The sequence below is a fragment of the Sphingomicrobium lutaoense genome (genome assembly GCF_014195685.1).
GTDB lineage: Bacteria > Pseudomonadota > Alphaproteobacteria > Sphingomonadales > Sphingomonadaceae > Sphingomicrobium > Sphingomicrobium lutaoense.
The window spans coordinates 197,485-221,553 of sequence record NZ_JACICF010000002.1 but is presented as its reverse complement, the minus strand read 5'-3'; the positions used below and the strand labels follow the sequence as shown (position 1 = coordinate 221,553).

At 66.5% G+C, this 24,069-nt stretch carries 23 protein-coding genes and 1 tRNA gene; 8 read left to right on the top strand and 16 right to left on the bottom strand.

Annotated elements, in window-relative coordinates:
- Positions 1 to 46 precede the first annotated feature (46 nt).
- From rsmG to FHS50_RS09245, 3 genes are read left to right on the top strand one after another with little or no spacing between them, the layout of a single operon-like run.
- A complete protein-coding gene (gene rsmG, locus FHS50_RS09255) occupies positions 47 to 607 on the top strand; it encodes a 16S rRNA (guanine(527)-N(7))-methyltransferase RsmG (RefSeq protein ID WP_246333110.1) in 561 nt (186 codons plus the stop codon).
- Positions 604 to 1,386, top strand: a complete 783-nt coding sequence (locus FHS50_RS09250; RefSeq protein ID WP_183934157.1) for a ParA family protein — start codon at positions 604 to 606, stop codon at positions 1,384 to 1,386. The genes rsmG and FHS50_RS09250 overlap by 4 nt, the downstream gene beginning before the upstream one ends.
- Positions 1,386 to 2,258 carry a ParB/RepB/Spo0J family partition protein gene (locus tag FHS50_RS09245; RefSeq protein WP_183934156.1) on the top strand — a complete coding sequence of 291 codons (873 nt, stop codon included), beginning with the start codon at positions 1,386 to 1,388 and terminating at the stop codon, positions 2,256 to 2,258. The genes FHS50_RS09250 and FHS50_RS09245 overlap by 1 nt, the downstream gene beginning before the upstream one ends.
- Here FHS50_RS09245 and holA read toward each other — a convergent pair.
- Genes holA through FHS50_RS09225 form a run of 4 tightly spaced genes read right to left on the bottom strand, consistent with a single transcriptional unit; the run spans position 2,255 to position 6,739 of the window.
- Positions 2,255 to 3,271, bottom strand: a complete 1,017-nt coding sequence (holA, locus tag FHS50_RS09240; RefSeq protein WP_183934155.1) for a DNA polymerase III subunit delta — start codon at positions 3,269 to 3,271, stop codon at positions 2,255 to 2,257. The genes FHS50_RS09245 and holA overlap by 4 nt on opposite strands.
- Entirely contained in the window at positions 3,268 to 3,759 is a 492-nt protein-coding gene (gene lptE, locus FHS50_RS09235; protein ID WP_183934154.1) for an LPS assembly lipoprotein LptE, read from the bottom strand. The genes holA and lptE overlap by 4 nt, the downstream gene beginning before the upstream one ends.
- The gene (gene leuS, locus FHS50_RS09230) at positions 3,756 to 6,284 is read right to left on the bottom strand and encodes a leucine--tRNA ligase (protein WP_183934153.1); all 2,529 of its coding nucleotides are present in this window, start codon (positions 6,282 to 6,284) and stop codon (positions 3,756 to 3,758) included. The genes lptE and leuS overlap by 4 nt, the downstream gene beginning before the upstream one ends.
- The gene (locus FHS50_RS09225) at positions 6,284 to 6,739 is read right to left on the bottom strand and encodes a DUF3576 domain-containing protein (protein WP_183934152.1); all 456 of its coding nucleotides are present in this window, start codon (positions 6,737 to 6,739) and stop codon (positions 6,284 to 6,286) included. Before FHS50_RS09225 ends, leuS begins: the two co-directional genes overlap by 1 nt.
- Positions 6,740 to 6,941: 202 nt before the next feature.
- Here FHS50_RS09225 and FHS50_RS09220 point away from each other — a divergent pair, with 202 nt between their 5' ends.
- A complete protein-coding gene (locus FHS50_RS09220; RefSeq protein ID WP_183934151.1) occupies positions 6,942 to 7,682 on the top strand; it encodes a hypothetical protein in 741 nt (246 codons plus the stop codon).
- Between the two features lie 12 nt (positions 7,683 to 7,694).
- Here FHS50_RS09220 and FHS50_RS09215 read toward each other — a convergent pair whose 3' ends face one another.
- Positions 7,695 to 8,210, bottom strand: coding sequence for a thiamine phosphate synthase (locus FHS50_RS09215; RefSeq protein ID WP_183934150.1), 516 nt, complete (start codon positions 8,208 to 8,210; stop codon positions 7,695 to 7,697).
- Between the two features lie 22 nt (positions 8,211 to 8,232).
- Between FHS50_RS09215 and FHS50_RS09210 the strand changes: the two genes are divergently transcribed.
- Positions 8,233 to 8,889 carry a YggS family pyridoxal phosphate-dependent enzyme gene (locus FHS50_RS09210; protein ID WP_183934149.1) on the top strand — a complete coding sequence of 219 codons (657 nt, stop codon included), beginning with the start codon at positions 8,233 to 8,235 and terminating at the stop codon, positions 8,887 to 8,889.
- On the opposite strand, the gene ribA is transcribed toward FHS50_RS09210, so the two are convergent.
- The 4 genes from ribA to FHS50_RS09190 all read right to left on the bottom strand — a co-directional run bounded on the left by ribA (position 8,886) and on the right by FHS50_RS09190 (position 14,014).
- Positions 8,886 to 9,917, bottom strand: coding sequence for a GTP cyclohydrolase II (ribA, locus tag FHS50_RS09205; protein WP_246333108.1), 1,032 nt, complete (start codon positions 9,915 to 9,917; stop codon positions 8,886 to 8,888). The two genes, FHS50_RS09210 and ribA, sit on opposite strands and share 4 nt — an antisense overlap.
- Positions 9,914 to 10,696: an exodeoxyribonuclease III gene (gene xth / locus FHS50_RS09200; RefSeq protein ID WP_183934407.1), complete on the bottom strand. Its 783-nt coding sequence runs from the start codon at positions 10,694 to 10,696 to the stop codon at positions 9,914 to 9,916. Before xth ends, ribA begins: the two co-directional genes overlap by 4 nt.
- 283 nt (positions 10,697 to 10,979) lie before the next feature.
- Positions 10,980 to 11,579 carry a LolA family protein gene (locus tag FHS50_RS09195; protein ID WP_183934148.1) on the bottom strand — a complete coding sequence of 200 codons (600 nt, stop codon included), beginning with the start codon at positions 11,577 to 11,579 and terminating at the stop codon, positions 10,980 to 10,982.
- A 107-nt stretch (positions 11,580 to 11,686) separates the two neighbouring features.
- On the bottom strand, positions 11,687 to 14,014 hold the full coding sequence (locus FHS50_RS09190; RefSeq protein ID WP_183934147.1) for a DNA translocase FtsK: 2,328 nt from the start codon (positions 14,012 to 14,014) through the stop codon (positions 11,687 to 11,689).
- 102 nt (positions 14,015 to 14,116) lie between these two features.
- On the opposite strand from FHS50_RS09190, the gene FHS50_RS09185 reads away from it, so the two are divergent.
- Positions 14,117 to 15,334 carry a UbiH/UbiF/VisC/COQ6 family ubiquinone biosynthesis hydroxylase gene (locus FHS50_RS09185; RefSeq protein ID WP_183934146.1) on the top strand — a complete coding sequence of 406 codons (1,218 nt, stop codon included), beginning with the start codon at positions 14,117 to 14,119 and terminating at the stop codon, positions 15,332 to 15,334.
- A gap of 4 nt (positions 15,335 to 15,338) precedes the next feature.
- Here the strand turns inward: FHS50_RS09185 and FHS50_RS09180 are convergent, their stop codons facing one another.
- A complete protein-coding gene (locus tag FHS50_RS09180; RefSeq protein ID WP_322597119.1) occupies positions 15,339 to 15,971 on the bottom strand; it encodes an LON peptidase substrate-binding domain-containing protein in 633 nt (210 codons plus the stop codon).
- A complete protein-coding gene (locus tag FHS50_RS09175; protein ID WP_322597120.1) occupies positions 15,968 to 16,882 on the bottom strand; it encodes a tetratricopeptide repeat protein in 915 nt (304 codons plus the stop codon). The genes FHS50_RS09180 and FHS50_RS09175 overlap by 4 nt, the downstream gene beginning before the upstream one ends.
- Positions 16,883 to 17,024: 142 nt before the next feature.
- On the opposite strand from FHS50_RS09175, the gene FHS50_RS09170 reads away from it, so the two are divergent.
- Positions 17,025 to 17,099, top strand: a tRNA-Gly gene (locus tag FHS50_RS09170).
- A 14-nt stretch (positions 17,100 to 17,113) separates the two neighbouring features.
- On the opposite strand, the gene trpA is transcribed toward FHS50_RS09170, so the two are convergent.
- The 4 genes from trpA to trpD are packed head-to-tail and all read right to left on the bottom strand — an operon-like array spanning position 17,114 to position 21,544.
- Positions 17,114 to 17,947 carry a tryptophan synthase subunit alpha gene (gene trpA / locus FHS50_RS09165; RefSeq protein WP_183934145.1) on the bottom strand — a complete coding sequence of 278 codons (834 nt, stop codon included), beginning with the start codon at positions 17,945 to 17,947 and terminating at the stop codon, positions 17,114 to 17,116.
- Positions 17,944 to 19,128 (bottom strand): tryptophan synthase subunit beta, encoded by a 1,185-nt coding sequence (gene trpB / locus FHS50_RS09160; RefSeq protein ID WP_183934144.1) that lies wholly within the window; start codon positions 19,126 to 19,128, stop codon positions 17,944 to 17,946. Before trpB ends, trpA begins: the two co-directional genes overlap by 4 nt.
- Entirely contained in the window at positions 19,129 to 20,490 is a 1,362-nt protein-coding gene (trpCF, locus tag FHS50_RS09155) for a bifunctional indole-3-glycerol-phosphate synthase TrpC/phosphoribosylanthranilate isomerase TrpF (protein WP_183934143.1), read from the bottom strand.
- Positions 20,483 to 21,544, bottom strand: coding sequence for an anthranilate phosphoribosyltransferase (gene trpD, locus FHS50_RS09150; protein ID WP_183934142.1), 1,062 nt, complete (start codon positions 21,542 to 21,544; stop codon positions 20,483 to 20,485). The genes trpCF and trpD overlap by 8 nt, the downstream gene beginning before the upstream one ends.
- Before the next feature lie 436 nt (positions 21,545 to 21,980).
- Between trpD and FHS50_RS09145 the strand changes: the two genes are divergently transcribed.
- Entirely contained in the window at positions 21,981 to 23,156 is a 1,176-nt protein-coding gene (locus tag FHS50_RS09145; protein WP_265569293.1) for a BaiN/RdsA family NAD(P)/FAD-dependent oxidoreductase, read from the top strand.
- Here FHS50_RS09145 and FHS50_RS09140 read toward each other — a convergent pair.
- Entirely contained in the window at positions 23,153 to 23,914 is a 762-nt protein-coding gene (locus FHS50_RS09140) for a sulfite exporter TauE/SafE family protein (protein WP_183934403.1), read from the bottom strand. The two genes, FHS50_RS09145 and FHS50_RS09140, sit on opposite strands and share 4 nt — an antisense overlap.
- Between the last annotated feature and the right edge of the window lie 155 nt (positions 23,915 to 24,069).

Genomic DNA, 24,069 nt, shown 5'->3' with positions numbered 1-24,069 from the left:
GAGCGCGGTCAGCGGGCGCGATGTTTCACGTGAAACAGATGAGCGGTTGGCGCGGTTCGAGGAGATGCTGGTCGCCGAAAATCAGCAGCAGAACCTCGTCAGTCCGGCGACGCTCGAGCATCTTTTCGAACGGCATATCGTCGATGGCGCGCAGCTCGTGGGACTGGCGGCGCGACCCGACGGCCATTGGTTCGACATCGGGACGGGACCGGGCTTGCCCGGCATGGTCATCGCCATCCTGACGCACGGCAGGGTCACGCTGGTCGAACCCCGCGCATTACGGGTCGATTTTCTCCGTCGTTGTGTGGAAGCGCTCGGCCTCGAGGACCGGGTCGAGCTGGTGCATGGCAAGGCGGCTGCCGCCAAGGGAAGGGCCGATATCATCACCGCGCGTGCGGTCGCCGCGCTTCCCAAATTGCTGGGGCTGGCCGAGCATCTGGCAGGTCCGGAGACCCAATGGATTCTCCCCAAGGGACGGTCGGCGAAATCGGAACTGGAACAAGCCCGCGACCTCTGGCAAGGTAGGTTCGAGCTGGTCGACAGCGCGACCGATCCCGAGGCGCAAATCATCCTCGGTTCGGCGGTCAGGCGGAGGGGAAAGAGATGATCCGGATTGCCATTGCCAACCAAAAGGGCGGAGTTGGAAAGACCACCACGGCAATCAACCTCGCGACGGCATTGGCGGCAATCGGATGGAAGGTCCTGCTGATCGATCTCGATCCGCAGGGTAATGCCTCGACCGGCTTGGGCGTGGGACCCAAGGATCGCGGCGCGTCGAGCTATGACGTGCTGCTGGGCGAGAAGAGCGTCGCCGATGCGGTGGTCGCGAGCAAGGTCCCGAGGCTCGACCTGTTGAGCTCGACCGTGGACCTGTCGGGCGCCGAAGTCGAACTGGTCGATGTCGAGCGCCGTACGCACCGCCTTGCCGATGCGCTCGATACCGCGCCTTCGGGGCGCTGGGACATCTGCCTCATCGACTGCCCCCCGTCGCTGGGACTGCTGACGGTCAATGCGCTGGTCGGCGCGCGGCAGCTGATCGTTCCGCTGCAGTGCGAATTCTTCGCCCTGGAGGGGCTGAGCCAGCTTCTCCAGACGGTCGAACGGGTGCGGGTGGGCTTCAATCCGGACCTGTCGATCCTTGGCATAGCGCTGACCATGTATGACCGTCGCAACAATCTTTCGGGCCAGGTCGCCGACGATGTGCGCGCCTGCCTCGGCGCGACGGTGTTCGACACGGTGGTGCCGCGCAACGTCCGCCTTTCCGAAGCGCCGAGCCACGGGCTTCCCGCGCTGATCTACGATCTCAAATGCCCGGGTTCGACCGCTTATGTGCAATTGGCGCGCGAACTGCTCGAGCGCCTGCCGGCGCGGGCGGAGGCAGCCTGATGAAGAAACCGAGCGGACTGGGCAGGGGTCTTTCGGCCCTGCTCGACGATGCGAGCAAGAGTGCGGCAAACGAGGAGCGGAGCGAGAAAGGCGGGGTATCGAGCCTGCCGATCGCTTCGATCAAGCCCAATCCTCAGCAGCCGCGGCGCCATTTCGACGAGGAATCGCTCGAGGAACTCGCCCAGTCGATCGCGACCAAGGGGGTGTTGCAGCCGATCCTCGTCCGGCCGACTGCCGAGGGCTACCAGATCATCGCCGGCGAGCGGCGCTGGCGCGCTGCGCAAAAGGCGCAATTGCACGAGATTCCGGCAATCGTTCGCGAAAGCGATGCGCAGCAGACCGCCGAAATCGCGCTGATCGAGAATGTCCAGCGCGAGGATCTCAACGCGATCGAGGAAGCTGAGGCCTATAAGGCGCTCAAGAATGACTATGGCTATGGCCAGGCCGAGATTGGCGAAGTCGTGGGCAAGTCGCGTAGCCATGTCGCGAACCTGCTACGGTTGCTCGATCTGCCCCAGGACGTGCAGAAAATGCTATTGAGTGGCGATCTCAGCATGGGTCATGCCCGTGCCGCTCTGTCGGCCGAAGATCCCTCGGCACTGGCGCGCGAAATCGTCAAGCAGGGGCTGTCGGTGCGCGAAGCCGAAGCGCGGGCCAAGAGCCAGAAAGAGCCCAAGAATCAATCGGATAGCAAGAAATCGGCTCGACCGGTTGATGCCGATATCGAGGCGCTCGAACGGCAATTGGGCGATTTGCTCGGGCTGCGCGTCAAGGTGGCGCATGGCAAGGGTGGAGGCCGGGTCGAGCTCAACTATCGCACGCTCGACCAGCTCGACATGATCTGCCAGCGGCTTTCGGGCGAACCGATCTAGCGCGAGCGGCCCGCGCGGGCGATCGCGAGCATTTCCTCTCCCAGAAGCGCCTTGGCGGGGGCTTTCGAGAAAATCAGCTGCTGTTCGAGCGTGGCGATCCGCTGGGCCAGGCGATCGAGAAGCGGTGCGGGCCAGCGGGCCAGACAGCGCTGGATGAGCGGTTTATCCTTCCAGAACAATGCCTTGCCTTGTGACGCCATGACGGCGGACAAAGTGTCGCCTGACGCGATGCGCGCCTGCATGGGCAGGAGTTGGAGGATCCGGCGCTGGAGCGCGCGGATCACCGAAATGGCTTCGCTTCCGCCGGGCGAGACCTGCCGCAGGAGCAGCCGCAATTCGTCCACCTCGCCGGCAAGCGCGGCGTCCCCGATCGCGAAAAAGCGGTCTTCGGACCAGGCCGCGCCCAAGCGGTCGATCACATCATGCGACAGCGGTTGTGGCTCGTCGGGGCTGGCCTCGAGGAAAATCGCATATTTTTCGCATTCCTGTTCGGCAATCGCGCGGTTGCCCCCGCTCGCCGCTGCGAGCCGTTCGACCACGCCCGGTTCGGGACGCAGTCCCTTGTCCCCAGCAATCGCGGCAATCACCTGGTCGAGATTGCGGCCTTCGAGCGCATAGCTGGCATGGACGAGCGCCTCGGGATGCGTCTCCACGAGCTTGAGCAGCTTGCCATTCTTGCGAAGATTGGCGGCGATCGCCACCGCGACATGTTCGCCGGGCGGGGATTCGAGCAAGGCGGCGACGGCATCGGCGATCTCGTCGCCCGCAGGCTCGATCCACAGAAGCTTGCGCCCCCCGAACATGCTGATCGCGCCCGCTTCATCGGCGAGCAGCGCGGGATCGCCCTTGAGCGCGGCGGAATCGAGCGGGGCCTTTTCGGCATCGAGGCCCTTGAGGAGACGCGCGGCAAGGGCACGCGATCCGGCCTCGTCGGGGCCGTAGAGGCAGTAGAAGCGGATGGCCGGGTCGGGCCGGTCGAACTGGGGCTCGGGCCGGTTCTTGTTGGCCCTCACGGCCTTTGCTGCCGGCTGAAATAGAGAGCCAGGCGAGCGACGATGTCGTCGGCGACTTCCTTGCTCAGCCGTTCGACCGCGGTCTGTTCGGCGGCGACGGTGGCATATTCGCTCGAGGTGATGTCGATGCCCGCGTCGCTGCCCGCAGTGGCGTCGAGCAGCGTCTCGCCGCTGTCGAGTGCGACCAGCTGGAAACGGGCGCGCAGGGTGCGCCGTTCGCGCGTGGTCGCGGCATCGCCGCGAATCCCGAAGCGGGTGATGTCATCGTCGATCTCGACATCGAGCCGGTAGCGCGGTGCCGACGCCTCGCCGAGCCGGTCGACCAGCGCGTTGCGAAGGAGCCAGCCCGAGCGTTCGTCGATCGGCCCGACGGTCACCTCGGAAAGCCGCGTTCCCGCGATCCCCGCTTCGCCCCCGCCATAGAGCGGGCGCAGCCCGCAGGCGCTGAGTGCCAGCGCCGCGATCGCGAGAAGAGCGGGACGGATCATGCGACGATATTGACCAGCCGATCGGGAACCACAATCACCTTTCGCGGCGGATTGTCGCCGAGAATCTGGCTCACCTTGGGAAGGCTGAGTGCCATTTCCTCGGCCTTGTCGCGGGCGATGCCGCGCGCGACCTGCATCTTGTCGCGCAGCTTGCCATTGACCTGCACCACCATCGTCACCTCGTCGTCGACGAGGAGAGCGGGGTCATGTTCGGGCCAGGGGGCATCGGCGATGAAGCCCTGATGGCCGCGCGCGGCCCAGGCCTCTTCGGCGAGGTGCGGTGCCATCGGGGCGATGAGCCGCAGCAGCGTGTCGATCGCCGCGTCGCGTGCCGAGGAAGGCTCGGCCTTCTCGATCGCGCTGGTGAGCTCGTAGAGCGCGGCGACTGCCTTGTTGAACTGCAGCCCCTCGATCGCTTCGCCTACCGCGACGATCGTGCGGTGCAGCTTGCGCTCGAGCGCCTTGTCTTCGCCGCCTTCGCCCTTTTCGCTTCCTGCGAGGCGCCAGACGCGCTGGACGAAGCGGGCGGCGCCCTCGATGCCGCCGAGCGACCATTCGAGGTCGCGTTCGGGGGGCGAATCCGAAAGCATGAACCAGCGCGCGGCATCGGCGCCGTAGCGATCGACGATGGGAATCGGATCGACCACATTCTTCTTCGACTTGGACATCTTCTCGACCCGGCCCTTGCGGACGCCGCCGCCCGAGGTCTTTTCGATCACCTGTCCGTCTTCGCCCAATTCGATCTCGTCGGGGCCGAGCCAGCGGCCGTCGAGCGACTGGTAGGTTTCATGCGTGACCATGCCCTGCGTGAACAGCCCGGCGAAGGGCTCGGCGATGTCGAGCCGGCCGACATGTTGCAGCGCGCGGGTGATGAAGCGCGCGTAGAGGAGATGCAGGATCGCATGCTCGACCCCGCCGATATATTGATCGACGGGAAGCCAGGCGCTGGCTTCCTCCTTGTCGAAGGGACGATCGCCGGGCTGGCTGGCGAAGCGTACGAAATACCAGCTCGAATCGACAAAAGTGTCGAGCGTATCGGTCTCGCGCGTCGCGGGCTGGCCGCATCGGGGACAGTCGATTTTCTTCCAGTCGGGATGTCGGTCGAGCGGGTTGCCGGGCACATCGAAGCTGACGTCCTCGGGAAGGCGGATCGGCAGATCCTCGCGCTTCACGCCGACCGGGCCGCAGCTTTCGCAATGGACGATCGGGATGGGGGTGCCCCAGTAGCGCTGGCGGCTGATGCCCCAGTCGCGCAGGCGATAGACGGTCTTGCCTTCGCCCCAGCCTTCGGCTTCGGCGCGGCGGATGACCTCGGCCTTGGCGGCCTCGGTTTCCATGCCGTCGAGGAAGCGCGAATGGACCGCGACGCCTTCGCGGTCGTCGGCTTCCTCGCCGATCGGCTCGTCGGCTTCGTCCGCTGAGGGCGCGACGACGCGCTGGATCGGCAAGCCATACTTGGTCGCGAATTCATGGTCGCGCTGGTCATGGCCGGGCACGCCGAACACCGCGCCGGTGCCATAGTCCATGAGCACGAAATTGGCGATGTAGACGGGAAGCTGCCAGTCGGCATCGAAGGGATGGACTGCCTTGAGGCCGGTGTCATAGCCCTGCTTTTCGGCGGTCTCGATGTCGGCGGCGCTGGTGCCGCCCGCCTTGCACTGTTCGATGAAGCGCGCGGCATCGGGCTGGTCGGCCGCGATCGCCATGGCAAGCGGATGGTCGGCGGCAATGGCGACGAAGCTGGCCCCGAAGATGGTGTCGGGGCGGGTTGTGAAGACCTCGACCGCGTCCAAGTCGGCGGTGCCTGCGGGACGGTCGAGCGCGAAGCGGAACTGGAGACCCTGGCTCTTGCCGATCCAGTTTTCCTGCATCAGCTTGACCTTGTCCGGCCATTTCTCGAGATCGCCCAGGCCGTCGAGCAGATCGTCGGCGAAGCGGGTGATGCGGAAGAACCACTGGTTCAGCTTGCGCCGTTCGACCGGCGCGCCCGAGCGCCAGCCCTTGCCGTCGATCACCTGCTCGTTGGCGAGCACGGTCATGTCGACGGGATCCCAGTTGACCTCGCTTTCCTTGCGGAACACCAGCCCGGCCTCGAGGAGGTCGAGGAAGAGCGCTTGCTGATGGCCGTAATATTCGGGGTCGCAGGTCGCGAATTCGCGGGTCCAGTCGAGCGCGAAGCCGAGGCGCTTGAGCTGGCCGCGCATGGTCGCGATATTTTCATAGGTCCAGGCGCCCGGATGGACCTTGCGCTCCATCGCGGCATTTTCGGCGGGCATGCCGAAGGCGTCCCAGCCCATCGGGTGCAGCACTTCATGGCCGGTCATGCGCTTGTAGCGCGCCAGCACGTCACCCATCGTATAGTTGCGGACGTGGCCCATGTGGATGCGCCCCGAGGGATAGGGGAACATCTCGAGCACATAGGCCTTGGGCCTGGCGCTTGCCGAATCGGCGGCGAAGAGTTGGCTCTCCTCCCAGCGCTGCTGCCAGCGCTGGTCGGCGGCGCCCGCGTCGAAACGGTCGGACATCAATTGGCGTTGGCGGCAGCCACCGTGGTCCGGCGGATGTCACGCGCGCGAACGAGGATGATGTCTTCGAGCTTCTGCACCGTCGCGGCGCTGACCGGGGCATCGACCCACAGGCCGTCGCGGTTGATCTGGCGGCTGGCGGCGACGCGCAGCGCATCGGCGCGCAGGTCCGCATCGAGGATGGTCGCGGTGATCTTCACCCGTTCGGCGGGGTTGTTGGGGCTGGTGTACCAGTCGGTGATCACCACGCCGCCATTGCTGTCGGCGGTGACGAGCGGCGCGAAGGACAGGGTGTCCACCGCGGCGCGCCACAGATAGCCGTTGACGCCGATCTGGGTGGTTGCCGAGGGCGCCATGCCGACGGGAGCGACACGGTTCTTCTGGCAGGCGGTGAGGCCGAGCCCGGCGACCGCGAGAAGGGCCAGCGTCAGGGCGGGGCGATGGGCAATGGACATGCGTCGGTCTTCCTCAAAGGATTGGGATGGTCTTCGCCCTTGGACTAGACGGTGCCGCGCGCGATTCCAAGCATCCTTTGGCAGCGGCTGGCGGGCGGGCCATCTGTGCCTTGTCCGCAACACCGACGAGGCATTGTTGGCGGAACACGTGGAAGAGTCCTGCATTAGCGTCTATATCGACTCGGTCGAGAGGAGTCGTTTGGTGCGTGAACAGGGCAAAAAGACAGTCGCAGGAAAGGCGGGCCGCGTGGCGCTGCTTGCCTCGCTTGCTGTCGCCACTGCCGCGCTGACGATCCCTGCCGGTGCCCGCGAAAAGGCCGCTTCGGCGCCGCCGGTATCGGTCAAGTTCGACCGCAGTTTCACTCCGGCCGGGGCCGATCCGCGTCTTGCCGCGACTTTCGCCAAGCGCGGGCAGCTGCCCAATTTCAGTTTTACGCCTGCTGCTTCGAAGAAGCGCGGAGCGCCGGTGCGCGTGGTCGTGCGCGGCGGTTCGGACGCGCCCGCGGTGACGGGCAACCGCACTGCCGAAGCGGTGTCGCGCTCGAACGCGGTCTCGACGATGAATCCGTCGAACTACAATCTGGGCGTCGCGGTCGGCTGGAAACGCATCGGCGTGTCGGGTGACGTGCAGAAGCGCGAAGCCAATGATCCGCGCATTGCCAACCGCGAAAGCGCGGTGGTCGGCGTGAGCTACAATCTCAAGCGCTTTACGGGTCGCCTGTCCGTCGCGGCGGACCGCGATGTCTCGACCGTCGCGCCCGCGATTCGCCCGACCGACAGCTATGCGCTCGACGTCGGCGGCGAAGTGAAGATCACCCGTAATCTCGCGGTGACCGGCGGGGTGCGCTACCGCATCGACCAGGAACGGATCGACACCAACCTGGCCGAAGATCGCCGGCAGGACAGCCAGGCGGTCTATATCGGCACCGCCTTCAAATTCTGACGGCTTCCCGCCTTACATGAAGGCCGAAATGGCCGCCCATCCGGCAAAATCCTTTTCGATCGCGGCATAGCGATCTGCCGTCATGCCGCCGAGCGCGATCGCCGGGCAGCCGCTGAGCCGTGCGAGGCGAATGGCTTCGGCTTCGCCGAGCGCGGGGGCACCGGGATGCGAGCGCGTCGGGTGGACCGGCGAGACATAGACGAGCGCCGCTCCCCGATCTGCGGCGGCGCGTGCCTCTTCCTCGTCATGAACGGGCAGGCTGAAAGGCAGACCCCCGGGATCGCTTTCCGGGCGGTGGACCATTGCCGCGCCGACATGGCGCGCGAGAGCCATGTCGCCCGCGACCGAGAGAATCAGGCCCTTGTCGCGAGCGAGCGCGGCGATCCGTTCGGCGAGCGCGCGGCGGGCCTCGCGCGACAGCCGGTCGTGGCGGAGCACCACGCCCGATCCCCGGGGCAGCCGCTCGATCGCGGGAAGGAGCGCATCGCCCATCCGTTCGTCGGTGAAGAGGGTCTGGCGGGGAAGCATGGGCTTTCCTATAGCGCGGCGCATGGCAGAAACACCCCTATCGCGCGTCCGCGAACGCATTGCCCGGGCCGCACGGCGCGCCGGGCGCGACCCCGCCCAGGTGACGCTGGTCGCGGTGAGCAAAACGCGGAGCGCCGAGGAGATCCTTCCCCTTCTCGAGGAAGGGCATCGCGATTTCGGCGAGAACCGGGTCGCCGAGGCGCAGGAGAAATGGCCCGCGCTCAAGGCCCAATATCCCGACGTGCGGCTGCACATGGTCGGACAGTTGCAATCGAACAAGGCCGCCGAGGCCGCGGAAATTTTCGACGTCATCCATTCGCTCGATCGCGAATCGCTCCTCAAGGCGTTGGTCAAGGCGGTCGAGGACGGGGGACGCGCGCCCGACTGCTATGTGCAGGTCAATATCGGCGCCGAGGATCAGAAGGGGGGCGTGGCGATTGCCGAACTGGAAAGTTTCCTTGCCCGGGTACGCGAAACGCCGCTGCCGCTGGCGGGGCTGATGGCGATGCCCCCGCAGGGGCTGGAGGCGAGTCCCTTCTTCGCGCTGACCGAGGAACTGGCGCGGCGGCACGGCCTCGATGGCCTGTCGATGGGGATGAGCAACGACTATGAAAGCGCGGTCATGCTCGGGTCGAGCCTGGTTCGGGTCGGCACCGCGCTGTTCGGGCCGCGCGACTAGTCGTGATGGCCTGACCGGGCCTTCTTGGTTTCAAGATAGGCCGCATTGTGCGGATTGGGCGGCATGTGGTGGCGCACCCGTTCGGCGACCCTGATGCCCTCGGCTTCGAGGCCTTCGACCTTGTTCGGATTGTTGGTGAGCAAGCGCACCGCATCGGCGCCAAGCGCGCGCAGGATCGCCGCCGCGACGCCATAGTCGCGCTCGTCATCGGCAAAGCCCAGGCGGCGGTTGGCATCGACCGTGTCGAGCCCGCGATCCTGTAGCGCATAGGCGCGGATCTTGTTGGCAAGTCCGATGCCCCGTCCTTCCTGGCGAAGGTAGAGAAGGATGCCGCCGCCTTCGTCTCCGATGATCCGCAGGGCGTGCCGGAGTTGGGGGCCGCAGTCGCATTTGAGACTGCCGAAGACATCGCCCGTCAGGCACTCGGAATGCAGCCGGACGAGCGGCGGGCGTCCCTCGAACGCGCCGACGATCAGCGCGGCATGTTCCTCGCCGGTCGCTCCGTCGCGAAACACCGCCATCTGCGATGCGGGAAGATCGTCGAGCGGAAGGCGCGCCCGGGCAACGAGCGTCACGCTGCGCCGCGCTTCGTCGAGTGCGGCGGGATCGATGTCGATGGCGGCCTTTTCGACCAGCCAGGCGGCGGGGAGAAGACCCGCGAGGCCGAGAAGCTGGATCGCCGCGCCGTCATGGGGGCCTGCTTCGAGAGGAGTGAGCGGGCCGATGGGACCGCGCGAGAAATCGCCCGCCGGGTCGAACAGCGCCTGCGCGGTATCGCGGTCGAGCCAGTCGCACCGCTCGATCCGCACGGGCATCCGCTCGTCGGCGGCCGCGAGGCGATTACCCAGTCCGAGCGCCGCGGCGCGCGCACCGCTGACCAGGAGATTGGCCTCGCCGCCCGGATCGGCATGGTCGAGCATCGCCCGGGTCGCGGTTTCGAGCGGGAGAATGGTGGGTCCATCGACAATCGCCACGGGCTCGCCCCGGCGCAGGGCGGCAACGGCCTGTTCGATGGACCGCGACGTCAAAGCGCCAGATCCACCACGAGGGGGACATGGTCCGAAGGCTTTTCCCAGCTGCGGCAGGGTTCGTGGACCTGATGGCGAGTGACCTGGGGCGCGAGTTCGGGGCTCGCCCACATATGGTCGAGGCGGCGGCCGCGATCGTTGGCGGTCCAGTCCTTCGACCGGTAGCTCCACCAGGTGTAGCAGCGCTCGGGCGCGGGAATGAACTTGCGGCCGAGATCGACCCAATCATGGCTCTGGCGGAAGCGTTCGAGCGTTTCGACCTCGATCGGGGTGTGCGAGACGACTTTCAGGAGCTGCTTGTGGTTCCACACGTCGCATTCGAGCGGCGCGATGTTGAAATCGCCGACGATCAGCGTGGGCTCGCGCAAATCCTCGCCCCAGCGGGTCATGCGGTCGATGAAGTCGAGTTTCTGGCCGAACTTGGGATTTTCGTTGCGGTCGGGAATGTCGCCGCCCGCCGGGACATAGACATTTTCGAGCCGGAACTGGCCCGCGACGCGCACCCCGACATGGCGCGCTTCGCCATTGTCCTGCCAGTCGTGGCGCAGATCCTCCTCGAGCGGGACCCTGGACAGCGTGGCGACGCCATGGTGCATCTTCTGGCCATTGAGCGCCTGGTGCACATAGCCGAGCTTTTCGAAGAAGCCGCGCGGGAAGACGTCGTTATGCGCCTTGGTTTCCTGCAGACACAGGATGTCGGGCGCTTCCTCGAGGAGAAAACGTTCGACGATGTGCGAGCGGGCGCGAACCGAATTGATGTTCCAGCTGGCGATTTTCAGATGGGTCAAGAAACAGGCCTCATATTCTCGTTCAGGCGACCCTTAGGCGAGCGCGCGCCAAGGCGCAAAGGGGAGCCTTTGGGGGCTCGCCGCGGACGGGACAAAATAAAGGCCCCCGTTCCGGGGGCGTGGAACGAGGGCCGACCGAGCGTTCATCACGCAAGGTGATCACCATGGCCGAGTAACAGGGGGAAACCTCAAGCCAATATGGCGATCAAATCATCCCTATCGCTTCCTAGCTTTCGCCAGCATGAACAAGTTGCGATTCAGGACGAAAAAAGAGTTACTTGGGCTCGACGTAGCGGAAACGGCTGTCGGGCACGTTGACGTTATATTTGGGGTTGTGGAGCTGCACCACGGTGCGCTTATTCTGCGCGTCGATCGCGGTCCAGCCCTGCAGCTGCAAGCCGCCAGGCGCCGAGGCCTGCTTGGTGAAGGCGAGGATCAGCGTCCCGAACTCGGGCCGGCGGGCATCGCGCGCACGCACGATCACCACGCGGGGATCCTTCGACTTCACGATCCGCGCGATGCGGTCGAGATTGGGACGATTGTCGAGCAGCACCGCGAGCGGCGATTCGGCGATCTTCCAGCTCGATTTCTGGCCGACTTCATAGTCGATGAAATGCAGTTCCTTGCCATCGCCGACCATCAGCATGTTCGCCTTGGGGCCATAGTCGAAGCGCACCTTGCCCGGGCGCTTCATCGACAGGGTACCCTTGACCGAGCGGCCCTTGCCGTCGGTCTGGGTGAAGCCCGCGACCATCGAATTGCTCTTCGCCAGATGCTGTTCGACGCGGTCGATCATCGACTGGGCGGCGGCGGGCGCGGGGGCCGCGATCATCGCCACGGCAGCAACGGGCGCGAGGAATTGCGTATAGTTCATCAACACACTCCGAATCTTTTCAAAACTTGGACCCGATCATGGGCGTGGGGGCTTGAATGCGCCGTGAACCCCGGGGTTCCGGGCCGTTCAGGTGAAGCGTTCAGGAATCACAGCGGGTTGCCGTCAGGGTCGATCATCACCTCGCGCCGGCCGACATGGTCGGGACCCGAGACGAGGCCTTCCTTCTCCATCCGCTCGATGAGCCGGGCGGCGGTATTGTAGCCGACGCGCATCTGCCGCTGGAGATAGCTGGTCGACGCCTTCTGGCTTTCGGCGACGATCTGCACCGCCTGGCGGAACTGCTGGGTCTCGGCGTCGTCCTCTCCGACCGGCTGGCCGTCGAAGAGATAGCCGCCGTCCTCGGGTTCCTCGGTGACCGCCTGGATATAGTCGGGCTGTCCCTGCGCGCGCCAATGGTCGGCGACCTTGCGGACCTCGTCGTCGGCGACGAAGGGTCCGTGGACGCGCAGGATGCGCTTGCCGCCCGCCATGTAGAGCATGTCGCCCTTGCCGAGCAGCTGTTCGGCGCCCTGTTCGCCGAGGATCGTGCGCGAATCGATCTTAGAGGTGACGTGGAAGCTGATTCGGGTCGGGAGGTTGGCCTTGATGACGCCGGTGATGACGTCGACCGACGGGCGCTGGGTCGCCATGATGAGGTGGATGCCTGCGGCGCGGGCCTTCTGCGCGAGGCGCTGGATGAGGAATTCGACTTCCTTGCCCGCGGTCATCATCAGGTCGGCGAGCTCGTCGACCACCACCACGATCTGCGGCAGCGTGTCATAGTCGAGTTCCTCGGTCTCGTAGGTGGGCTGGCCGGTATCGGCGTCATAGCCCGTCTGGACGCGGCGGCCGAGCGTCTTGCCCTTGGCCTTGGCCTCGGCGACCTTCTTGTTGAAGCTGGCAAGCTGGCGGACCCCGAGGCTCGCCATCATGCGATAGCGTTCCTCCATCTGCTCGACCGTCCACTTGAGGGCGCGGATCGCCTTCGCGGGCTCGGTCACGACCGGCGAAAGGAGATGCGGAATATCGTCATAGACGCTCAGTTCGAGCATCTTGGGGTCGATCATGATGAGGCGGCATTCGTCGGGCCCCATGCGGTAGAGCAGCGACAGGATCATCGCATTGAGACCTACCGACTTGCCCGAGCCGGTGGTGCCCGCGACGAGAAGGTGGGGCATCGGGGCGAGGTCGGCGATCACCGGATCGCCCGAGATGTCCTTGCCGAGAATGAGCGGGAGCGCCATGTCCTGGTCGGCGAAATCCTGGCTGCCGATCAGCTCGGACAGCATCACCATGTCGCGCTTCTTGTTGGGCAGTTCGATGCCGATCACGCTGCGGCCCGGGATGGTCGCGACGCGCGCCGACAGGGCGCTCATGTTGCGGGCGATGTCGTCGGCGAGCTGGATGACCCGGCTCGCCTTGATGCCGCTGGCGGGTTCGAGCTCGTACATGGTGACCACCGGGCCGGGGCGCACCTCGACGATATCGCCGCGCACGTGGAAATCCTCGAGCACGCTTTCGAGCAGGCGGGCGTTGCGTTCGAGCGCGGCCTTGTCGACGGGCGTGACCTGTCCGTCCTCGACCGGCGCGAGCAGGTCGAGCGAGGGAAGCTGGTAATTGTCGCCGAGCGCGAGGCCCGGCTGGTCGGCGGCGCTGCCGCGGCCCTTGCGCTTCTTCTTCGCGGGCTGGGCGCCGGCGCGCACCACCGGACCCGAGGGCTCGGCGACCTGCGGAGCCGACTTGGGCGGACGCGCCGACCCCATCTCCTCTTCCGCCGCCTTGCGCGGGCGTTTGAGCACCGGCGCATCGCCCCGCTCGGAACGGGCGAGGCGCGTCTTGATCCATTCCTTTTCCTCTTCGCGCAGGTCGAGCGCCAGCGCGCCCAGCGCGAGCCCGCCGACCAGGCCGATCGCCACCAGCGAGAGGCGCAACGCGCCTTCGACCGAGCCATTGTCGATGAGCCCGATCAGCGCGTCGATGCCTGCCGCGCCGGCCATGCCGATCACTCCGCCCCAGCCGGCGGGTAGCCCGCTGACCGCGTCGCGGGTGTAGAGACCGATCGCGATCCCGATCACGAGCATCGCGGCGAGCGTGAGCAATCCCTTGCGGGTGCGGCGGCCCGGCCCCGCAAGCCGCATCATGCGGATCCCCGCGAGCATCAGCAGCGGAACGAGAAGTGCCGAGGCGATACCGAAGAAAAGGAGAGTGAAATCGCTGACATAGGCGCCGACGCTTCCGAGCCAGTTGGCGGGCGGCCCGCCTGCCGCGGTCGAAAGGCTGGGATCGGTGCTGTCATGGGTGAGTAGCGCGAGACCCAGCCCCAGCCCGACGAGAAACACCGCCAGCCCGAGAAGCCGCCTTCCGAAGGTACGGCTTCCCTCGCGCAGGCTGTCACGCCATCCCTCACTTTTCGCGCGGCGCGCGGCGGTTGCCATGTCCGGATGCTCCCTAAAGGTTCGAGGGCGCACAATGCCCCGCTGGCGAGTCCCGGGTCAACGGGCTATCGGCAAAGCGCGCGAACGGCTAGGAATGCGGGCATGGACAGAAGCGATGTGATCATCCTTGGTGGGGGGCTGGTGGGACTGGCCTTTGCCGCCGCGCTCGACAGCGCGGGACTACGTTCGATCATCGTCGATCCCGCCGATCCCGACAGCCGCCTGACGGGCGCATTCGACGGGCGCACCAGCGCGGTGAGTAGCTCGTCGAAGCGGATGTTCGATGCGGTCGGGATCAGCGAGCATTTTCCCGAGCCGGGCTGCCCCATCCGCGTGATCCGGGTGGCCGACGGCCTCGAGCCCGGCGGCCTCGCCTTCGATCCGCAGGACGACGACGAACCCCTCGGGTGGATGCACGAGAATCGCCACCTGCGCATGGCCTTGCTGGCGCGGGCGCGGGCCGGAGAGAAGATCGACCTGCGGTTCGGGCGCCGTCCCGTGAAGACGGTGCGCGATGCCCATAGGGTGCGCGTCACCCTCGACGATGGCAGCGAGACCGAGGCGCCTTTGCTGGTCGCGGCCGAGGGTCGCAAGTCCCCGACCCGCGAAGCCGCGGGGATCAAGCTGGCGAGCTGGCGCTACGATCATGCCGCGATCGTCTCGACGCTGCGTCACGAAAAGCCCCATGACAATATCGCCTATGAAATCTTCTATCCGGCCGGACCCTTCGCTCTTCTGCCGATGACCGACGATGACGGGGGGCATCGTTCGGCAATCGTCTGGTCGGTGAAGAAAAAGGACGCGCCGGGCTTTCTCAAGCTGTCCGACGAGGATTTCGCCGCCGAAGCCCAGGCCGCGATGGGCGGCTTCCTCGGGCAAGTGTCGATGCTCGCTCCGCGCACATCCTATCCGCTCGGCTTTCACCATGCCGCGCGGATTACCGACGACCGCCTCGCGCTCATCGGCGATGCCGCCCATGCGATCCACCCGATCGCGGGGCAGGGGGTCAATCTGGGCTATCGCGATGCTGCGGCGCTGGCGCAGGTGCTGGTCGAAGGCGCGCGGCTGGGCATGGACCTGGGCGATGCGCAATTGCTCGAACGCTACCAGCGCTGGCGGAGCCTCGATACCTTGATGGTGGCAATGGCGACCGACGGATTGACGCGCATCTACGGCATTCCGGGCAAGACCGCCTCGAAGGTTCGTCGTTTCGGAATGCAGCTCATCGACCGGGTGGGGCCGATCAAGCAGCGGCTGATGGACGAAGCGCGCGGCACATCGGGCGATCTGCCGCTGTTGCTGCGCGGCCTGCCGATCTGATTCTCTACTGAAGCGTCTGGTCGCTTGCCGCGCCGCCCGGCGCGAGCCGCTGGAACTGCATCAGCTGGGTGACCAGCTCGGCGCGGCGCGCCAGCGATTCCTCTTCGAGCAATGCCTGCTTGGCCCCCACGTCGAAAGGCGCGACCTGCGCGATGGCATTGACGAAGGTCTCGTCGTCGAGCCGCGCAACCTGTTCCCAATCGACCTGCAGCCGAAGCGCATCGCCGAAGGCGCGCGCTTCCTCCTCGACCGCGGCGCGCATCGCGGGGCTGAGCGGATCGGGCTCGCTGTCGTCGAAGGCCGCGAGATCGACATCGGCGACGCGGTAGAGCGCATTGCTTTCGGCTTCGCGGATCCAGCGGAATCGCTGGACCCCCTGGAGAATGATGTTGAAGCGCCCGTCGTCCAGCTCTTCCACCCCGACGAGGTCGCCGAGGCAGCCGACCTTGTGGAGCGGGGCATTGTCGCCGTCATGCAGCGGCTGGATCATCGCGATCTGGCCCGCGCCGTCGATCGCGTCGCGCACCATTTCGCGGTAGCGATCCTCGAAAATGTGGAGCGGCAGCTGGGCGCGGGGGAAAAGGAGCGCCCCGGCAAGCGGGAAGATGGGGACCCGCGCCGGTTGCGAGCCCATCATGTGAACAGGACGGCCGAGAGGCGGCGGCGCTGCGCCGAGGACCAGCTGTCCTCGAGCCCCGCGGCCTCGAGCAGTGCGAGAAACTTGGCCTTGGCCGCGCCGTCCTGCCATTCGGGATCGCGGCGCACGATTTCGAGGAGATGATCGGCGGCGCCGTCGCGTTCGCCCTTGGCCATCAGCGCCTTGGCGAGTTCGAAGCGCGCTTCATGATCGTCGGGCTCGGCCTCGATCCGCGCGACATAGGCGCTGGTATCGACCGCCTCTTCGCCTTCGGCGGTAACTTCGAGCATGGCGCGCGCCTGCGCGACCGCCGAATCGGAGGCGATCTTTTCATCCACGCCGTCGAGCATCTGCCGCGCTTCGTCCTTGTGGCCCGCGAGGATCATCGCGCGAGCGAGGCCTCCGATGATCTTGGGATTTTCGGGATCGAGCGACTGGAGTTGCGAGAAAAGCGCGAGCGCCTGTTCATGGTCGTTGGCGTCGAGCAGCTGGTTGCCCTGCTCGATCAGCGGCGCGATCTGGGCTTCGCGGTCCTGCGCTTCGCCCTGCACGGGCATCTGTTTCAGGATCTGGTCGATCGCCTGTCCGAGCTGGCCCGGCGTGCGATACTGGGTGAGATCGGCAAGCGGCTGTCCCTGGAAAAAGGCATAGACGGTGGGAACCGACTGGATGCGGAAGGCCGCGGCGATGGTCTTTTCGCTATCGACGTCGATGCGCTTCAGAATGACGCCCTTGTCGGCATAGTCGGCGGCGACCTGGTCGAGGATCGGGGACAATTGCTTGCACGGCCCGCACCAGCCGGCGGTGAACTGGAGGATCACCAGTTTTTCCATCGAGGGTTGGACGATGTCCTTTTCGAATCGCTGGATCGCGTCCTTGTCCGCTTCGCTCATGCCCAGCTGTTCAACCACCCTCGTCTCTCCTGTCCGTGCGCTATGTCCTCGCATATGGGCTTGCGGGCGTGCTGTCGCAAGGAGGGGCTTGCATGGGGGCAGAAGCGGTGCTAGCGGCGCCTCCACCCCACCGGTTTCAATCGAATCCGGGACTGGCCGAGCGGGCGTAGCTCAGGGGTAGAGCACAACCTTGCCAAGGTTGGGGTCGAGGGTTCGAATCCCTTCGCCCGCTCCATTTTCCTGAAGACATCAGACCAGATTCGCTTCGGCGACCCCCTCGCGGGGCGCATTTGCGCGTGCGCCTTTCTTGAGCTGCTGCGCGAGTTCGCGCACGGCCTCGACGCCGTTTTCGCTGCGCGCTGCCGCGACGAGCGCCGAGCCGCTGATCACCCCTGCCGCGCCCGAGGAAGCCGCCTGCCGCACATGATCGGGTGTCGAGATGCCGAATCCCAGCACCGGGGGCGCGGCGTTCCTTTCGCGAAGCGCCGCGAACAGCGGGTCATGGTCGAGCGCCAATCGCTCGCGCTGTCCGGTCACGCCGGCGCGGGCGACGCAATAGGTATAGCCTGCACCCATCTCGGCAATTCGGTCGAGCTGGGCATCGGACGAATTGGGGGCCGCGATCATCACCGGAGCGAGACCCGCCTGCTTGCACACCCCCGCATAATCGCTTGCCTCCAACGTCGGCAGGTCGGCGACGAGCAGGCTGTCGGCACCCGCCGCGGCCAGATCCTCGCAGAAGCGCACCACTCCGCGCGCGGCGAGGAGATTGGCATAGGTAAGCAAGCCGATGGGTATGTCGGGATGCCGCTCGCGGATCCGCGCGATCAGGTGAAAGGCATCGGCGGGGCGAAAGCCCGCGTCGAGCGCACGCTTCGCCGCCGCCTGGATTTCGGGGCCGTCGGCAACCGGATCGGAGAAGGGGATGCCCAGTTCGAGCATGTCGACCCCGCCTTCCACGAGCGCATCGATCAGCCGCTCGCAATGCTCGGGATTGGGATCGCCGAGCATGAGAAAGCCGCCGAGCGCGGTTTCGCCTTGCGCTTCGGCACGGGCGAACATGGCATCGTAACGGTGGCTCATTCGCTCTCTCCCAGAAGTTGCTGCGCCTGCGCCATGTCCTTGTCGCCGCGACCCGAGAGATTGACGAGGATGACCCGTTCCTCTCCCGCCGCTTGGGCTTCTTCGACCATCTTCAGGGCATGCGCGAGGGCATGGGCGCTTTCGAAGGCGCAGATAATGCCTTCCTTGCGCGCGAGGGTCTGGAAGGCCGAAAGCGCTTCCTCGTCGGTGACGCCCACGTAGGAAGCTCGCCCGCTTTCCATCAGGTGGACATGCTCGGGGCCGACCGCGGGATAGTCGAGCCCCGCCGAGATCGACCAGCTTTCGCGGACCTGGCCGTCCTCGTCCTGCAGGAGGAAGGTCTCGGCGCCGTGAAGGATGCCCCGCCGTCCCCTCGCGAGAGTCGCGCCATGGGCATGGCTGTCGAGACCCTTGCCCGCGGCTTCGCAGCCGATCAAGGCGACATTCTCATCGTTGCGGAAGGCGTGGAAAATGCCGATCGCGTTTGATCCGCCACCCACGCAGGCAATCACCTGGTCGGGGAGCCGCCCCTCGAAGGAGTGCAGCTGGGCGCGCGCTTCGCGGCCGATCACCGATTGGAAGTCGCGCACCATCGAGGGGAAGGGATGCGGCCCCGCCGCGGTGCCGAGAAGATAATGGCTGTCCTCGAAACTTGCCGACCAGTCGCGTAGCGCCTCGCCCACCGCGTCCTTGAGGGTGCGTCCGCCATTTTCGACCGGCACCACCCTGGCGCCCATCAATTCCATGCGGAAGACATTGAGTTTCTGCCGCTCGACATCGGCGGCGCCCATATAGATGCAGACCTCCATCTGCATGAGCGCGCCCGCCATCGCGGTCGCCACGCCATGCTGGCCTGCGCCCGTCTCGGCGATCAGCCTTTTCTTGCCCATGCGGCTGGCGAGCAGCGCCTGGGCGAGCACCTGGTTGGTCTTGTGCGCGCCGCCGTGGAGCAGATCCTCGCGCTTGAGATAGAGGCGCACGTCGCGCGACCCGATATTGCGGCAGCGGGTGATCGGCGTGGGGCGCCCGGCATAGGTTTTCAAAAGAATGTCGAGGTCCGCGAGAAAGCCCGGATCGTCGAGCGCGGCGAGATAGGCTTCCTCGAGCTGTTCGAGCGCGGGCACGAGGATCTCGGGCACATAGGCCCCGCCATATTCGCCGAAACGGCCGTCCATCTTCATCTAGCAATCTCCCCGGCACGGCGTTCGCAACGCGTGAAAAAGGGCGCGCAGGGCATCGGCATCCTTCCGGCCCGGTCGCGCCTCCACTTTCGAACCCACGTCGAGCCCGAAAGCTCCGACCTGCGCGGCGGCGCGTGCATTGGACGGGCCGATCCCGCCCGCGATGAAGGCGGTCGAAAGGCCGGGGTGCGCCGCGATGTGCCGCCAGTCGAAGGGCGTTCCCGTGCCGCCCTTGCCATGGTCGAACAGCAGCCGGTCGGCGCCCGGACGGAAGAGGCTAGTCGCGCCCTCGACTGCGACGGCGGCCCAGATTTCGCAGCCAGCGGGAAGCGCTTCGCGAAGTGCGGCGACCTCCTCCTGGCTCTCGCTGCCGTGAAGCTGGACCGCGTCGGCCTGCATTTGCCGGGCGCTCTCGATTACGCGGGCGGTCGGCGCATCGCGGAAGACCGCGACGGTTTTTAGGCCGGCGTTGCGGGCGGTGGCGGCGAGGCTGATCGCGGTTTCGAGCGAAAGGGCGCGGGGGGTTTCGGGCACGAGGATGAAGCCTGCGTGAGTGGCACCCGCGCGCGCTGCCGCCATGACGTCCTCCTCACAGGTATGGCCGCAGATCTTGACCGGGCCATGGACGAGGCTCCTTGCCGCGAGCGCGATGTCGGGAGCGGCCATGAGGTGGCTGCCGACGAGAAAGCCATCGACCAGCGGAGCGAGGCGAGCGACGTCGGCGCGGCCGGCGATGCCGCTTTCGCTGAGCAGGCAGACGGATGTGGGGAAGCAGGGAGCGAGCCGTTCGGTGACGCCGAGGTCGGTGCCGAGGCTCTTGAGATCACGATTGTTGATGCCGACCAGGTCGGCGCCGAGCGCGAGCGCGCGTGCGCTTTCCCGCTCGTCATGCACCTCGACCAGCACGTCCATGCCGAGACCGGCCGCTTCGTCCATCACCGCGCGGGCTTCTCCGTCGCCCAGCACCGAAAGCATACAGAGCACCGCATCGGCGCCCGAGGCACGAGCCTCGCGCACCTGCAGGGGGCTGACGATGAAATCCTTGGCGAGGATCGGGCCGTCATATTTTTCGCGCAGCACGCGAAGCAGCTCGAGCGAGCCGCCGAAATCATGCTCGTCGGTGAGGATGCTGATCGCATCGGCGACGGGTCGATAGGCCTCGAGAGCAGCGGCGGGGGAGTGGGCCGCGACATGGCCCGAGGGGCTGCGCGGCTTGATCTCCATGAGGAAGCGCGCGCCGGGCCGGGCCAGCGCAGCCCGCAGGCTGCGCCGGGTCGGCGGGGCGTCGATCGCCCTGCCGCCCAGCCGGTCGGCGACCTCGACGCGCTTGCGCGCGACGATCCTGTCGAGGACGTCAGCCATGCGATGCCTCGGCATAGCGAGCGAGCACCCTGCCTGCGTCGCCCGAGAGAAGCGCGTCACGGGCCATATCGGCGCCGTGGCGCAAGTCGTCGGCCAGCCCCGCCACCATCAGCAGCCCCGCGGCATTGATGATCACGATGTCATTGTCCGCCGAAGCTCCGCGCCCCGCGAGCAATGCGCGCAGGCGAGCGGCATTTTCCCCGGCATCGCCGCCCGCGAGCACCTTGAGCGGGGCAGGTTCGATCCCCGCATCCTCGGGCGCGATGGTGAGGTCGGTGAGTTCGCCGCCCGACAGGCGGATCGCCCTCGTGTTGCCATGGAGGGCAATCTCGTCGAGCCCCGAGCCATGGACCACCAGCGCTTCCTCGACACCCTGCGCCTGGAGCGTTCGGGCAATGTGCCGCATCACGGTGGGGTCGGCCACGCCCATCAACTGCACCCGCGGGCGCGCCGGATTGATACAGGGGCCAAGCAGATTCATCACCGTGGGAACGGCCAGCTGCTTTCGCACGGGCCCGGCATGTTTCATTCCCGGGTGATAGGCAGGCGCGAAGAGGAAGCAGAAGCCCGTTTCGTCGAGCAGGGTGCGGGCTCTTGCGGCGCTTACGTCGAGATTGCAGCCCAGCGCTTCGAGGACATCGGCCGATCCGCATTTCGAACTTACCGAACGGTTGCCATGCTTGGCGACCGGCAGGCCGCAGGCTGCCGCGACGAAGGCCGCCGCGGTCGAGACATTGATGAGGCCCGAGCCATCGCCGCCGGTGCCGCAACAGTCGCCGAACAGATAGTCGGGTCGGTCGAAAGGCTCGGCCGCGGCGGAGAGCGCGCGGGCGGCGCCGATCATTTCCTCGGCGGTTTCGCCCTTCATGCGAAGCGCGACCAGCATGCCCGCGATTTCGGCGGGCTGGAGCTTGCCGAGCACCAGCCGCTCGAAAAGATGCCCCGCATCGGCGGCGGGAAGATCCTCTCCCGACAGGAGGCTGGGGAGCGGATTGGGGACGGGCCCGCGATCGAGCGGAAGATGCTGGCGCGGGGGAATCTTGGTCTGCAACATGGGAAATATCCTTGGAAAATCAGTCTATTCGGGTGTGACGGCATGACGCCGCGGGCGCGCCGGGCGCGCTTGGATGAGACTTCAGGCCCAAGGCCATCGCAGGCCGGGGGGATGGAGCGGATGCGAGCTGATCTTCACAGGCGTCACTTTCATCATTTTCCTGGGAGGAAGAGGGAAAGCGGGCATGAAAAAGCCCGCTCGGTGGCGGGCGTCACTTGCTTGCCTATGGGGAGGCAGAATCAGTCGTGCGCGCGCCAGTCGTTGGACATGGTGCGCCACCAGCCGAGCGAAGCGGCTGCACGGGTCGGGAGATGGTTGACCGTGGACATGGGCGCGACCTTTGCGGCGGCGGCGGGCCAAGTCAAGCAGTGAATCGAAGGGTGGGGCAGCGACGCGGCCCTTGACCTTGCGCCCCGCTGCCTCTTTGGCACGGCCGGTGAAAAGGTTCGACATCATCGTGCTGGGCGCCGGTGCCGCGGGGCTGATGGCTGCCATGACGGCGGGCGCGCGCGGGCGGCGCGTGCTGCTGGTCGATCATAATGGCGAGCCGGGGCGCAAGATCCTGATCTCGGGCGGGGGGCGGTGCAATTTCACCAACATCCACGCGGGCCCCGCCAACTATCTTTCGGCCAATCCTCATTTCGCCAAGTCGGCGCTCGCGCGCTACACGCCCGCCGACTTCATCGCACTGGTCGAGAGGCATGGCATAGCCTGGCACGAGAAGACGCTCGGGCAGCTGTTCTGCGACGGGTCGGCCAAGCAGATCGTCGCGATGCTCCTGGAGGAATGCCGAGCCGCCGGAGTGGAGACGCATTTCGGCGATGCACCCGAGGTCACGCGCGAGGGAGAGGGGTTCGAAGTCCGGCTGGGGACGCAATCGGTTCGCTGCGATTCGCTCATCCTCGCGACCGGCGGGCCGTCGATCCCCAAGCTGGGCGCAACCGGCTTTGCCTATGACCTGGCGCGTTCGCACGGGCTCAAGATCGTCGAGCCGCGCCCCGCGTTGGTCCCGCTGAAGCTCGCTCCCGACCAGGCGATGTTCAAGCAATTGTCGGGCGTCGCCGCGCCGGTCGAAGCCGTGGCCGAGCGCGGCCCGCCCTTTCGCGAAGCCGCGTTGTTCACCCATCGCGGCCTGTCGGGACCCGCGATCCTGCAGGTATCGAGTTATTGGCGGGGCAATGGCGAAGCGATCCATGTCGATTTCCTTCCCGACTGCTCCCGCGACTGGCTGGTCGAGGCCAAGCGCGCCTTTCCCAAGCGCTCGCTCGGGCGGCTGCTGTCCGAGCATCTGCCGGGAAGGCTTGCCGAGGCTCTGTGCGAAAGGCTGGGTCGCGACGGTCCGCTCCACTCGATCGCCGACCGCGAGCTCGAGACCTTCGCCGAACGGCTGGCGAAGTGGCGTTTCATTCCCAATGGCAGCGAGGGCTTTGCCAAGGCCGAAGTCACGGTGGGCGGCATTTCGACCGACGAACTGTCCTCGCGCACCATGGAAGCAAGGCGCGTGCCCGGCCTGTTCGTGATCGGCGAAGCGGTTGACGTCACCGGCTGGCTCGGCGGCTATAATTTCCAATGGGCCTGGGCAAGCGGCGTCGCCGCAGGCGAAGCCGCCTAAGAGGCCCAGCGCCACAGCATATAGGCCGCCACCGCGTAGATCAGCGCGGCAAAGATCCGTGTCAGCGCGCCCTTGCGGACCGCGAGGCGCTTGGCGAGCCGCTGTCCCAACGCGCTGCCGATGAAGCCGCCCGCGATGAAGGCAGCGGCAACGCCCCAGTCGACAAGCCCCGAGAAGGCATAGCTGGTCGCGGTGGTCGCCCCGAGTGCGGTCACCCCGACGAGGCTGGTCGCCATCGCATTGAAGATCGGCATGGCGGTTGCCGCCATGAGGCCGGGAACGATGAGAAAGCCGCCGCCGATCCCGAAGAATCCGGCGAGCAGACCAGTGCCGAGGCCATAGCCGAGGAGCTGGAGCACATTGTGGCGCCCGAGGCGGATCTCTCCGCCGGGCGGCCGTTCCTTGCGGCGGAGCATGAGCGTGGCGACGACCAGCATGAGAAGCGCGAAGAATCCCAGCAGCATCTCGCCGTCCGTGGCCTTGCCCGCCGCCGCGCCTGCCACTGCGCCGGTCACTCCCGCCGCGGCGAAGGTCAGGCCGCACGACCAGCTCACCGCGCCGTCGCGTGCCTTGCCGAAGAGGCCGATCGCCGCATTGGCGCCCACTCCGACCGCGCTGGTGCCGATCGCGGCATGAGGCGGCAGGCCGATGACATAGGCTAGAAAGGGCGTGGCAAGGATCGAGCCGCCCCCGCCGACCAGCGCGAGGCTGAACGCGACGGCAAGTCCGCCCGATGCGGCGAGCAGCATGTCGATCATCCGCTCCGCCCGTGTCGGCCGGACGGGCGATGCGCTATGCTGACGCGGGATGCGAGCGAGGCAACCGGCGGTCGCCTGTTGCATTGTCCGTACGAGCGGTGAATCTGCGGTCTCCCCAAGATGACCGATGGAATCCGCCATTGCCTGAACGGGGT